11 protein-coding genes are annotated in these 12,741 nt (G+C 50.2%); 10 read left to right on the forward strand and 1 reads right to left on the reverse strand.

Going from position 1 to position 12,741, the window contains the following annotated elements; all coding sequences use genetic code 11:
• Nucleotides 1-67: 67 nt before the first annotated feature.
• The 9 genes from pilW to C9J01_RS27155 all read left to right on the forward strand — a co-directional run bounded on the left by pilW (nucleotide 68) and on the right by C9J01_RS27155 (nucleotide 9,523).
• The gene (gene pilW, locus C9J01_RS27115; RefSeq protein WP_107301188.1) at nucleotides 68-826 is read left to right on the forward strand and encodes a type IV pilus biogenesis/stability protein PilW; all 759 of its coding nucleotides are present in this window, start codon (nucleotides 68-70) and stop codon (nucleotides 824-826) included.
• Nucleotides 816-1,790 carry a cytoskeleton protein RodZ gene (gene rodZ, locus C9J01_RS27120; RefSeq protein WP_107301189.1) on the forward strand — a complete coding sequence of 325 codons (975 nt, stop codon included), beginning with the start codon at nucleotides 816-818 and terminating at the stop codon, nucleotides 1,788-1,790. The genes pilW and rodZ overlap by 11 nt, the downstream gene beginning before the upstream one ends.
• Before the next feature lie 12 nt (nucleotides 1,791-1,802).
• Nucleotides 1,803-2,918 carry a flavodoxin-dependent (E)-4-hydroxy-3-methylbut-2-enyl-diphosphate synthase gene (ispG, locus tag C9J01_RS27125; RefSeq protein ID WP_107301190.1) on the forward strand — a complete coding sequence of 372 codons (1,116 nt, stop codon included), beginning with the start codon at nucleotides 1,803-1,805 and terminating at the stop codon, nucleotides 2,916-2,918.
• A gap of 102 nt (nucleotides 2,919-3,020) precedes the next feature.
• Entirely contained in the window at nucleotides 3,021-4,289 is a 1,269-nt protein-coding gene (gene hisS / locus C9J01_RS27130; RefSeq protein WP_107301191.1) for a histidine--tRNA ligase, read from the forward strand.
• A 13-nt stretch (nucleotides 4,290-4,302) separates the two neighbouring features.
• On the forward strand, nucleotides 4,303-4,914 hold the full coding sequence (locus C9J01_RS27135; RefSeq protein WP_107301192.1) for a YfgM family protein: 612 nt from the start codon (nucleotides 4,303-4,305) through the stop codon (nucleotides 4,912-4,914).
• Between the two features lie 12 nt (nucleotides 4,915-4,926).
• The gene (bamB, locus tag C9J01_RS27140) at nucleotides 4,927-6,084 is read left to right on the forward strand and encodes an outer membrane protein assembly factor BamB (RefSeq protein ID WP_107301193.1); all 1,158 of its coding nucleotides are present in this window, start codon (nucleotides 4,927-4,929) and stop codon (nucleotides 6,082-6,084) included.
• 181 nt (nucleotides 6,085-6,265) lie between these two features.
• Entirely contained in the window at nucleotides 6,266-7,768 is a 1,503-nt protein-coding gene (der, locus tag C9J01_RS27145; RefSeq protein WP_107301194.1) for a ribosome biogenesis GTPase Der, read from the forward strand.
• A 247-nt stretch (nucleotides 7,769-8,015) separates the two neighbouring features.
• Nucleotides 8,016-8,891: an alanyl-tRNA editing protein gene (locus C9J01_RS27150; RefSeq protein WP_107301209.1), complete on the forward strand. Its 876-nt coding sequence runs from the start codon at nucleotides 8,016-8,018 to the stop codon at nucleotides 8,889-8,891.
• Between the two features lie 407 nt (nucleotides 8,892-9,298).
• The gene (locus C9J01_RS27155; protein WP_107301195.1) at nucleotides 9,299-9,523 is read left to right on the forward strand and encodes a zinc ribbon domain-containing protein; all 225 of its coding nucleotides are present in this window, start codon (nucleotides 9,299-9,301) and stop codon (nucleotides 9,521-9,523) included.
• Between the two features lie 104 nt (nucleotides 9,524-9,627).
• Here C9J01_RS27155 and xseA read toward each other — a convergent pair whose 3' ends face one another.
• A complete protein-coding gene (gene xseA / locus C9J01_RS27160) occupies nucleotides 9,628-10,995 on the reverse strand; it encodes an exodeoxyribonuclease VII large subunit (protein ID WP_107301196.1) in 1,368 nt (455 codons plus the stop codon).
• A gap of 270 nt (nucleotides 10,996-11,265) precedes the next feature.
• Here xseA and guaB point away from each other — a divergent pair, with 270 nt between their 5' ends.
• On the forward strand, nucleotides 11,266-12,729 hold the full coding sequence (guaB, locus tag C9J01_RS27165) for an IMP dehydrogenase (RefSeq protein ID WP_107301197.1): 1,464 nt from the start codon (nucleotides 11,266-11,268) through the stop codon (nucleotides 12,727-12,729).
• The last annotated feature ends 12 nt before the right edge of the window (nucleotides 12,730-12,741 follow it).

Below are 12,741 nucleotides of genomic sequence, written 5' to 3' on the forward strand. Positions count from 1 at the left end.
CCTTGCTGGGGTGGGTGACTAGCTTGCCCCAGTTACACTTTGATATGGATATTAAGGCGGGATTGGGATGGTTCGATGGAAGAAGTGCCTATTATTGTGTAGTTTATTGGCCGGTTGTGTTACCGTCGATGAGTCTGGAAATACCCCACAGAGCATAAACAAGGAAGAGGCTGCCGAAGCCAGAGTGACCCTTGGGCTGGGATATTTGGAACAAGGACAATGGCAGCGGGCACGAGATAATTTCGAACTTGCCCTGCAGTATGCCCCGCAATATTACCGGGCGCTAAATGCCATGGCCTATTACTACCAGCGGGTGGATGAGCCAGAGTCGGCGGAAAAAATTTACCGTCAAGCTCTGAAATATTCACCAAAAAATGGCGATGTAAGAAACAACTATGGTGTATTCTTGTGTAGTCAGGGACGCTATGATGAGGCGATCGACCAGTTTGAGAGCGCCATCAAGCAACCATATTATTACCTGACTTCGGCCAGTTATGAAAATGCGGCGTTGTGTAGCTTAGAGCAGGGTAACCAACCTCAGGCTCGGGGCTATTTTGATAAAGCTTTGGCTTATGACCCATATCGAGCCAAATCTATGCTGCAGCTGTCGAAGTTGGATATTGAGGCGCAGAACTTCAAGGAAGCTCGCGTCAGGCTGTTTAAATTTAACAAGAGATACGGGTACAAAGCCGACAGCTTATGGCTGTTGATCCAGCTTGAGCAGCAAGCTGGCTATGATAGCCAAGCGGATAAATATGCTGGCATTCTCAAAGCCCAATACCCGGACTCTCTGCAATATCAAAACTATCTAGCCAATGAATACTGAACAGAACGAAGAACGATCAACAGAAGAAATCATTCTTCCAGGGGATATGCTGCGTCAGGCTCGAGAGAAGCTAGGCTATTCACAGAAGGATGTTGCAAGCCGATTGAGGCTCCGCCTCTCGGTGGTCAGTGATATCGAAAATAACCAATTCGAAGAAGCACAACTCGCCACGTTTACCCGTGGTTATGTGCGATCCTATGCCAAATTTGTCGGTCTAGATGAGGCCGAGGTTCTGGCGAAGCTAGATCAGCAAGGTCATGCTCAACCTCAAGAGCAGGAAATGCAGAGCTTTTCGCGTCGCACCAAGCGTGAAGCGCACGATAACCGAATCATGCGTTTGACTTGGGTGCTGGGCGCACTGTTTATTGGCCTCACCGGTATTTGGTGGTGGCAAAGCTTGCAGATGAGCCCTGAAGCGGAATTCACTGCCGCTCCGGCTGAGGTTCAGGCGCTGGATGAGTCAATTGCCAATGCTGGTAATGGTTCAAGTACTTCGGTCTTGACGACAGTGTCTGAGTCGGGTGCAGAGGAAACTGCTAGCGTTTTGACTACTGTTGAAGCCGAGCCGGTCCAGTTGCCAGAAATTGAGCCCGAACCGCAGGCAAGCTTTGAAGACAGCTTCACCGAACCGCAAGAACTGGCAGATACCGATGTCGACAGTGCCGACAGTTTGGCGGCAGAGCAGTTGAGTGACGTGGTATCGGAAGACGAAACCGTAGTCGCAAGTTCAGATCTTGAATTGAGCTTTACCGGTGATTGCTGGATCGATATCCGTGATGCTAATGGCCGCCGTTTGGATACCGGTATCAAGAAAGCCGGTGATGTCCTTAAACTGGATGGCAATGAACCATTCCGCGTGGTGCTGGGCGCACCGAGCGTTGTAACCATGAGCTATAAAGGTGAACCTGTTGATCTGAGCAGGTACCCTGCAGGTAAAGTGGCGCGATTGAAACTGCCGCAGTAAAGAGTAGATGTAATGCATAACGAGTCTCCAATTAAACGCCGTCAGTCCACCCGAATCTATGTCGGTGATGTGCCAATCGGTGACGGTGCACCTATTGCGGTGCAGTCCATGACCAACACCCGTACCACCGATGTGGCTGCGACTGTTGCCCAGATTAAAGCGCTGGAAAATGTCGGTGCGGATATCGTCCGTGTCTCTGTGCCTACTATGGATGCGGCCGAGGCGTTTAAGCAAATCAAACAGCAAGTGAATATCCCGCTGGTAGCGGATATCCACTTCGATTACCGTATCGCCCTGAAAGTGGCGGAATACGGTGTAGACTGTCTGCGTATCAACCCGGGTAATATCGGTCGTGAAGATCGTATCCGCGCGGTAGTGGACTGTGCTCGTGACAAGAATATCCCAATCCGTATCGGTGTTAACGGTGGCTCGCTGGAAAAAGACATCCAGCAGAAATACGGTGAGCCGACACCGGATGCCTTGGTGGAATCAGCTATGCGCCATGTGGATATTTTGGACCGCCTGAACTTCGACCAATTCAAGGTGAGTGTTAAGGCGTCTGATGTGTTCTTGGCAGTAGACTCTTACCGCAAACTGGCTCAGCAGATCAAGCAGCCACTACACTTGGGTATCACTGAAGCCGGTGGTGCGCGTGCCGGTGCGGTAAAATCTGCTGTTGGCTTGGGTATGCTGCTGTCGGAAGGTATCGGTGATACGTTGCGAGTATCGCTAGCGGCCGATCCTGTTGAAGAAATCAAAGTGGGCTTTGATATTCTGAAATCCCTGCGTATCCGCTCTCGCGGCATCAACTTTATTGCCTGCCCAACTTGTTCACGTCAGGAATTCGATGTTATTGGCACAGTGAACGAGCTGGAGCAGCGACTGGAAGACATCACAGTACCTATGGATGTCTCCGTGATTGGTTGTGTGGTTAATGGCCCGGGTGAAGCAGAAGTTTCCCACTTGGGTATTGCCGGCGGCAACCGTAAAAGCGCGTTTTATGAAGATGGCTTGCGCCAGAAAGAGCGTTTCGATAACGACAATGTTATTGAGCAGCTGGAAGCTAAAATTCGTGCTAAAGCGTCAATGCTGGACACAGCAAACCGCATTGATGTGACAGAAAAATAACGAAATTGACAAGAATCGCCCCGACTCGCGTTGGGGCGGTTCACTATTTGCGTTATAACCTATATATTCAACTCCATTCCCCATCGGTTAACGAGAATAAACGTGGCGAAACAAATTCAAGCAATTCGAGGCATGAACGACTGCCTTCCAACCCAATCTCCGCTTTGGCAGAAAGTGGAATCGACCATTAAACAAGTTGTGAGCGCGTACGGTTACAGTGAAGTCCGTATGCCTATCGTTGAATCGACGCATTTGTTTAGTCGGGCAATCGGTGAAGTAACGGATGTTGTTGAAAAGGAAATGTATACATTTGATGACCGCAACGGTGACAGCCTGACTCTGCGTCCTGAAGGGACTGCAGGCTGTGTACGTGCGGGCATCCAGAATGGCCTGCTATACAATCAAGAACAGCGCCTATGGTACACCGGTCCAATGTTCCGTCACGAGCGCCCGCAGAAAGGCCGCTACCGTCAGTTCCACCAGTTCGGTGTGGAAGTGTTCGGTCTGAATGGTCCGGATGTTGACGCAGAGCTGATCATGATGACAGCCCGCATGTGGCGTGAGCTAGGTATCGACAAGCACGTTCGCCTTGAGCTTAACTCTATCGGTTCGCTAGAAGACCGTGCTAACTACCGTGAGGCACTGATAGCATTCCTTGAGCAGCACATCGACATCTTAGATGAAGACTGCAAGCGCCGTATGCACACTAACCCGCTACGCGTACTGGATACCAAGAATGCTGCTATCCAGGAAGTATTGGTAGACGCGCCTAAGCTGTCTGACTACCTAGGTGAAGAGTCAAAACAACATTTTGCCGGTTTGTGTGAACTATTGGACGCTGCAGGCATCGAATACCAAGTAAATGAACGTCTTGTTCGTGGTTTGGATTACTACAACCGCACTGTATTTGAGTGGATCACTGAAAGCCTTGGCGCGCAGGGTACGGTATGTGGCGGTGGCCGCTACGACGGCCTTGTTGAGCAACTTGGTGGCAAAGCGACACCAGCCGTGGGCTTTGCGATGGGTCTTGAGCGTCTAGTGCTTATGATGGAAACCCTAGAACTGACTGATGTACGTCGCCCAGTTGACGTCTACATGGTAACCGCTGGCGAAGGCACTATGATGGCGGGCATGAAACTGGCCGAGAAGCTACGTGAAGATGTACCTGGCTTGCGTGTGATGAGCCATTTCGGTGGTGGTAACTTCAAGAAACAATTCAAGCGTGCTGATAATGTTGGCGCGGCAGTGGCACTGGTATTGGGCGAAAATGAAATCGCTGAAAATACCGTGGTAGTTAAAGATCTTCGCGGCGGTGAGCAAACCACGATGGCGCAAGACGATGTGGCAGCAAAGCTGGCCGAATTGATTTAAGAGAGGACAGGAAGTGGACGGCAATATCACAGAAGAACAACAAGTTGAACAGATAAAGGCTTGGTGGAAAGAAAACGGTAAAGCCGTTGTTCTCGGTACTGTGATTGGTTTGGGTGGTCTGTTTGGCTGGCGTTATTACCAGTCGGAAGTTCAATCAGCCAAGGAGCAGGCATCTGATGCATACACCCAGGTGGTTAACCGTCTGGAAAGCGGTAGCGAATCTGCCGTTGCAGATGTGCAGGCGTTTATCGCAGCTCATGAAAGCAGCCAATATTCTGTACTTGCATCATTGCAACTGGCCAAAGCGCAGGTGGAGAATGGTGATTTGGATGCAGCCGCTGAACAGTTGAGCTGGGCAATTGCTAATACCCAAGATGTAGCGATTCTACCTATTGCACAAACCCGCTTGGCTCGTATCTATGCTGAGCAGGACGCCTTTGACAAGGCGTTGGCTGAATTGGACAAAGTTACCGCTGAAAGTTGGGCTGCGAAAGTTGCTGAACTTCGAGGTGATGTCCTACTGCAAAAAGGTGAGACCCAAGCTGCGCGCGATGCTTATGTTAGCGCACAACAACTTGGTGCTTCTCCTGCCTTGCAGATCAAGCTAGACGACTTGGCACAATAAGGTAGAGCGCGTATGCAGAAGGTGTTGAAGCAAGCTATTTCGGTTGCCTTGGCTGTCGGTATACTTGCTGGTTGTGCCAGCGAGGAAGACACTATCCAAATGGCACCGTTGCCGGTGGTTGAAAACACGTTTACTCCAGTACAGGGATGGAGCAGCAAAGTAGGGGATGGCGTCGGCCATTTCTTCTCTAAGCTCACCCCTGCGGTAGGTTACGGCAAGGTATTTGTCGCTGACCGCAACGGCCTGGTTAAAGCGCTGGATCCCGATACGGGTTCAGAAATCTGGCAGCAGGATCTTGAAGGGGATATCTCAGCAAGATTAGCCGGTGGTATCTCGCTTTCTTACGGCAAGGTGTTTATCGGCTCGGAAAATGCCGAGGTGATTGCCCTTGATGAAGAAACCGGTGAAGTAGCTTGGCGTCAAACAGTAGAAGGCGAAGTCCTGTCTAAACCGTTGGTTGATGAAGGCTTAGTTGTTGTTAATACTAGCCGTGGTATTTTGCAGGCGCTGGATGCCAACACCGGTGAAAGCCGCTGGCAACTTGGTAGTGAATTGCCGACACTGACTCTTCGAGGTGACAGCTCGCCAGTTTCTATTTCTGGTGGTGTCTTCTGGGGACAAGCTAATGGTCGTTTGGCTGGTGCTTTGATGGGCAACGGTCAGATGCTGTGGCAACAGCCTATCGGTTCACCGAAAGGCGGTACGGAAATCGACCGTTTGGTTGATGTCGATGCCTCGCCGGTTATCGATGGCGAGCGCCTGTTCGCGCTTGGATTCAATGGTAGCTTGGTCTCGATTGATCTGCGTACTGGTCAGGCGGCATGGAAACGTAATTATTCCTCGGCCACTGATTTTGCCATTGATGGGAGTCAGCTATATTTGATCACAGATAAAGACCATGTTGTTGCGGTTGATACCCGAAGCGGCACGGAGCTGTGGTCTAACAACCAGCTGGAACACCGTTTGCTCAGCGCTCCTGCTGTGATCAATGGTTATCTTGTTGTTGGTGATAGCGAAGGCTACCTGCATTGGATCGATCCATACTCGGGTGACTTTGTTGCCCAGCAGGAAATAGACGACAGTGGTATTGCGGTCCCACCAGTCCGAATGAGCGATGGCTACTTAGTGATCACTCGCGATGGGCGTATTAACAAAATGCAAATGCCTTAATTTGCCGCTATAATACGCGCCATTATTATTCTCGGCTCCTGCTGTGGACACAGTCAGGGGCCGTTGTTGTTATATCCGTTCGCGATATTATTGTCGGATGAAGGTGCAGGCTAGTGGCCTGACTGGAGGCAAGAATGAATGGAAAATATGTCATTAAGACTATGAAAAGTAAGAGGTACTTATGATTCCTGTTGTTGCCCTTGTCGGGCGCCCAAACGTGGGTAAATCGACGTTATTCAACCGTCTTACCCGTACAAGGGATGCGCTGGTAGCTGACTTTCCTGGCTTAACAAGGGATCGTAAATACGGTAAGGCTGAGCTCGAAGAGCATGAATTTATTGTGATTGATACCGGCGGTATCGACGGTACTGAAGAAGGCGTCGAAACCAAAATGGCCGAGCAATCACTAGCAGCGATCGAAGAAGCCGATGTTGTTCTGTTCCTGGTTGATGGCCGTGCCGGTCTGACGTCTTCTGACGAAGCAATTGCTAAACACCTGCGTAGCCGTGAGAAACCAACCTTCCTAGTGGTAAACAAGATTGACGGTATCGATGCAGATAGCGCTTGTGCCGAATTCTGGAAGTTGGGTATGGACGGTATGTACCAGATCGCTGCAGCACAGAACCGTGGTGTGACGGCGCTGATGGAGCGTGCTCTGGCACCATTTGCCGACGACCTTAAGGCAAAAGCTGAGGAAGACGGTGATGAAGTCTTCATCGAAGATTTGACATCGGTAGAAGATATCGAGAAAGCTAACCTGTCAGAAGCGGATGCAGAAGCAGCCTATAAGCGTCTGCAGGAGCAACCGATCAAGATGGCGATCATTGGCCGCCCGAATGTGGGCAAGTCAACGCTGACTAACCGTATCCTCGGTGAAGAGCGTGTGGTTGTTTACGATATGCCGGGCACCACGCGTGACTCTATCTACATTCCGATGGAGCGTGAAGGCCAGGAGTATGTGCTGATTGATACAGCGGGTATCCGTCGCCGTAAGAACATGCACGAAGCCGTTGAGAAGTTCTCGGTGATCCAGACTTTGAAAGCGGTAGAAGATGCCAACGTTGTGCTGTTGGTTATCGATGCACGTGAAAACATCTCTGATCAGGATCTGAGCTTGCTTGGCTTTGCCCTGAACGCAGGTCGTTCATTGGTGATTGCCGTGAACAAGTGGGATGGTCTGGATAACGAAGTCAAAGAGCGTGTGAAGTCTGAACTGGACCGTCGTCTGGGCTTTGTGGATTTTGCCCGTATTCACTTCATTTCTGCCCTGCACGGTACCGGTGTTGGCCACTTGTACGAATCCGTACAGGAAGCTTACCAGTCTGCGACTAAGCGTATCAGTACCTCAATGCTGACGCGTATTATGCAGATGGCACAGGACGATCACCAGCCACCTATGATCCGTGGCCGCCGTGTGAAACTGAAGTATGCGCACGCAGGTGGTTACAACCCGCCGATTATCGTTATCCACGGTAACTTGGTGAACGAACTACCGGGCTCGTACAAGCGTTACCTGATGAACTACTACCGCAAGTCGCTGGAAATGATGGGTACGCCAATCCGTATCCAGTTCCAGAGCAGCGATAACCCGTTCGAAGCCAAGAAGCAGAAGCTGACCGTTTCTCAGGAACGCCAGCGCAAGCGTCTGGCAACGGCACTGAAAAACCGTGACCGTGATAGTTAATTAAGCTGTCAAACCGTATAGACAAACCCGGCCCCTTGGCCGGGTTTTTTGTTTGACACCAAGCATCAGAATAAAATTTCAAAAACGCTGATAACATCCATGTTGCTCCGACTCGCCGTCCTTGGCGAGTAGGTTTTGAAATTTTATCCTAATACTCGGAGTTGTAATGTCTGTAATTGGTTTTCACCAGTCGATAGGTAGGATTTTTGTTATTATCGACTCTCCACCGAGCAGTAAGGATATCCCTATAGTGACCAGCGCGACTCAGGTTCTTTTCCCAGAACGTATTTACCAATGCGAAGCCAACATTCAATTGATTGCCGCCCATCCGGAACAAGGGTGTTATGTTGTTACCGACCGTACGCCTTTCCACCCGGTAAGCCATATCTGGCCAGATCATCCCGCAGATCGCGGAACAGTGGTTCTAGAGAGCCAAGTGCATGAGGTAGTTGATTGCCTGGTCGGTGCCGTAGAGCAGGAAAGCGGACAGCTTTATGTTGGGGCTGATATCCCGGTTAAGCGTGATGAACCGGGATGGGTCTTTGTGGTTGTACACCATTTGGCAGAGAGTATCGAAAGCTCGGTTGGCACCAAGGCAACCCTAAACGTGGACGAGCAATACCAACTTGCCCTGAGCCGGGGACACAGTGGGGGCCACCTGTCATCGTTGGCCCTGAACAAGGTGCTGCACCATGACTTCTGGCGTAAAGATGCCTCACGCAAGGATGAGCTGGGCCATTATGACTTCCATAGTTACGCCCAGACAGAAAGCCGGGTGACGGAAGATTGCAGCACAGATACTTACCGTATCGGTAAAACCCTGCGTAAGCGAGGGCTCAATGCTGCTGACATGATCGCAGCCTTACCTACGATAGCCGATCAAATCAACCAACAGCTTGCTGCCTGGTGTGAAGCAGGCTTCCCGGTGGACATGCGTAGGGAAGGGGAAGCGCTCACCGACTCCCGTTACTGGCGCTGTGATTTGCAAGAGGGGGTAGTGGTAGAAATACCTTGTGGAGGTACCCACGTCACTTCGCTAGCAGAATATGCGGCGCTGCGGGTTGAATTCCAGCTAATCAATGAACAGGAACTCGTCATGATTACCCATAGCCAACCGGCTTGATCGGCTGGCAATAAAAGGGTAAATGTCATTATGTGCGTTAAAATCATTTAATATCAATTGCTTAACTTTGTTTTTGATGTGCTAGTGGCAGTTATTTGATCCTTTTGTTCTGGTTTTATTATTTGCTGGATCGTATCGCTTTTATTCGAAAGTGATAGGTTTAAATATCGTTTAAAATTGAAAAACAGAACATGTAACTTATGCTTTCGGGATGTGTATTGATAAATGTTCTTTTGCTAGCTGATCGCTGATCACGGTGGCTTTTGTCGTTGATCAACAGTTTGAAGTACGATCAGGGTACGCAATCGTGATGGGCTCATACCCATGTTTGTCGTTACTGAGTTGGATCAAGAGAGCAGGGCACTCGGTTAAGTTATCATGGGAACAGTTGGATTAAGGGAGAGATTATGAGCCAGAACATTTGCCCAAGCTGTAACCAAGAGCTCGAGTGGCAGGATGGGAAATACCATTGCGGACAATGTAGCCAGACGTTTATCAAGCAGGCATATTGTCCTGATTGCGATGCTGAACTTGAAAAGCTGCAGGCTTGTGGAGCAGCAAGCTATTTCTGCAACACTTGCAATGAGTTGAAGTCTAAATCGCGGGTCAGGATCCACTTCGATAAAGCTTGAGTAGGGATGCCAGCGACTTCGATAGCTTGAGTCCCGTATTGTGGATACAGGGCAAGAAAATGCCGCCTAGTGGATAACACTTGGCGGCATTTTTGACTTTGAAGTTATTCTGGGGATGGCGACGAACCCGAAACAACGGAGTGGATTTCTCCGTCGGCAAGTGTTGTCCTAAGGTTATCACCTTGCTTGACTTGCTCTGCGCTGCGGATGACCTGCCCCTTGGTGTTGCGGGTAATTGAGTAACCACGCCCTAGGGTTGCCAGTGGACTGACTGTTTCCAACTTTTCTGCTGCCAAGGCCAGTTTATGGCTAGCATTGAGCAAACGTCTGTCCATGCCGTCTTGCAGCCTTTGTTGCAGGCGTTCGAGCCGGTTCTGCTGTGCCTGAACAATGTTGGCTGGTGAGTTCAAGGACAGTTTGTAATTGTTGCGGTCGATGTTCTGCTGGTGGCGGCTCAAGCGCTGCTTCATTGCTAGCTCAAGCTTGCCGGCTAACTCATCTAGCTGCTGTTGCTGTTGGTTGAGGCGGACCTGTGGATGCTGGCGATCAAGACGGTGCTGCAACCTAATTGTCTGTGCTTGCTTACCCGCAAGGTAATGGCGCATAGCATGCTGAAGTTGTTGTACTTTCTGGCTGATTTTCTGAGTTTGAAAACCCATGTCACGACTGATCAGCTCTGCGGCAGCCGAAGGCGTCGGGGCGCGGACATCGGCGACGAAATCCGCAATAGTGACATCTACTTCGTGGCCGACAGCACTGACAATCGGGATCTGGCTGGCGGCAATGGTCCTTGCCACAATCTCTTCATTGAAGGCCCATAGATCTTCTAGTGAGCCACCGCCACGACCGACAATCAGCACATCACACTCACGGCGGGCATTGGCCCGGCCAATAGCTTGGGCTATTGAAATTGCAGCTCCTTCACCTTGGACAATTGTCGGGTAGATGACGACGGGCAAGCTAGGGTCACGGCGCTGCAGGACATTGAGGATATCGTGTAGTGCGGCACCGGTTTTTGAGGTGACAATACCAACTCGCTGCGGCTGCTCCGGCAGTGGTTGCTTGAGGGTTTGGGCAAATAAACCTTCGGCAGCTAAGTTCATTTTTAGCTGCTCGAACTGCTGTTGCAGGCGACCATCGCCTTCTGGCTGCATACTCTCGATGATCAACTGGTAGTCACCACGAGGCTCGTAAAGTGACAGGCGAGCTTTGACCAACACCTGGGTACCGTTGGCGGGTTTGAAGGTCACACGGCGGTTGCTGCCCTTGAACATGGCACATTTGACCTGTGCCCGGGAGTCCTTGAGGGTGAAATACCAATGGCCGGAAACGGGCATGGAAAGATTCGACAGTTCACCGACCAGCCACACGACACCCATTTCGTTTTCAAGGATCAAACGGACTTGGGCATTTAGGCTGGAAACAGTATAGATACGGTCATTGGTCTGGTTCTGTTGAGCAAATAACGTCACGAGACAAGATACCTGTTTTGGAAGGCTGAAAGTGAGCGGCTGACAGAGGCTAGGACGAGGTTAAAAGGGCCTAGGCAGATCTATGGACAGATCTTGGTCGTAATATGCTGACCGCAGCACCGGATACTTAACCGATATATACTACACATCAAGAGTTTTTTGTCAATTAAAAAAATTAAAAAAAGTCTAGCCAATCGATTGCTTCCTCCGTATAATTCGTCCGCAATATTTTATCCTTCTTTAAACCTTTACTTGGTGTGAGATATTGCAATGTTACGAATCAAACAAGAAGCTTTGACTTTCGATGATGTCCTGCTGGTTCCAGCCCATTCAACCGTACTGCCTAACACTGCCGATCTGCGCACCCGCCTGACGAAAGACATTACGTTGAACATCCCTATGGTGTCTGCGTCAATGGATACCGTGACAGAAGGTCGCCTGGCAATTGCCCTTGCTCAGGAAGGCGGCATTGGTTTCATCCACAAGAACATGTCTATTGAGCAGCAAGCCAATGAAGTTCGCATGGTGAAAAAATTCGAAGCCGGTGTGGTTTCTGAGCCTGTAACCGTAAAACCTAACAATACGATTGAAGACGTGAAGCGTCTGACTATCGAGAACGGTTTTGCTGGTTACCCTGTTGTTTCTGATACCAATGAGCTTGTTGGTATTATCACAGGCCGCGATGTTCGTTTTGTTACTGACCTTTCGCTTAAGGTTGAAGAAGTGATGACGCCAAAAGACAAATTGGCATCAGCCAAAGAGGGCGCATCACGTGAAGAAGTTGAAGCTATCATGCAGCAGTACCGTGTTGAGAAAGTACTGCTAGTCAACGATGACTTCCAGCTTCGCGGTATGATCACTGCTAAAGACTTCCAGAAAGCAGAGCGTAAGCCTAACGCTTGTAAAGATGAGCGTGGTCGTCTTCGCGTAGGTGCCGCTGTTGGTGCTGGTGCTGGTAACGAAGAGCGTGTTGCTGCTCTGGTTGAAGCTGGTGTTGACGTACTGCTTATCGACTCTTCACACGGCCACTCTGAAGGTGTGCTAGCACGTATTCGCGAAACTCGTGAAGCTTTCCCTGATCTACCTATCGTAGGTGGTAACGTGGCTACCGCTGAAGGTGCGCGTGCCCTTATCGAAGCTGGTGTAAGTACGGTGAAAGTAGGTATCGGCCCTGGCTCTATCTGTACAACCCGTATTGTTACCGGTGTAGGTGTTCCTCAGGTTACTGCGATTGCTGACGCTGTTGCTGTAGCGGACCAATACGGTATCCCAGTTATCGCTGACGGCGGTATCCGCTTCTCTGGTGATATGTGTAAAGCAATCGCTGCAGGTGCATCTTGTGTGATGGTAGGTTCAATGTTTGCAGGTACTGAAGAAGCACCGGGCGAAGTTGAGCTGTACCAAGGCCGTGCTTACAAATCTTACCGTGGTATGGGCTCACTGGGCGCTATGTCTAAAGGCTCTTCTGACCGTTACTTCCAGACAGACAACGCTGCTGACAAGCTGGTTCCGGAAGGTATCGAAGGCCGTGTGGCATACAAAGGCCACATGAAAGAGATCGTACACCAGCAAATGGGCGGCCTGCGTTCAAGCATGGGCCTAACGGGCTCGGCGACAATCGAAGAACTTCGTACTAAAGCTGAATTTGTCCGCATCTCAGGTGCTGGCCTGAATGAGTCTCACGTACACGACGTGACGATCACTAAAGAAGCACCTAACTACCGCTTGGGTTAATTTTCATCAGCT

This window comes from Photobacterium rosenbergii (genome assembly GCF_003026455.1).
Classification (GTDB): Bacteria; Pseudomonadota; Gammaproteobacteria; order Enterobacterales; family Vibrionaceae; genus Photobacterium; species Photobacterium rosenbergii.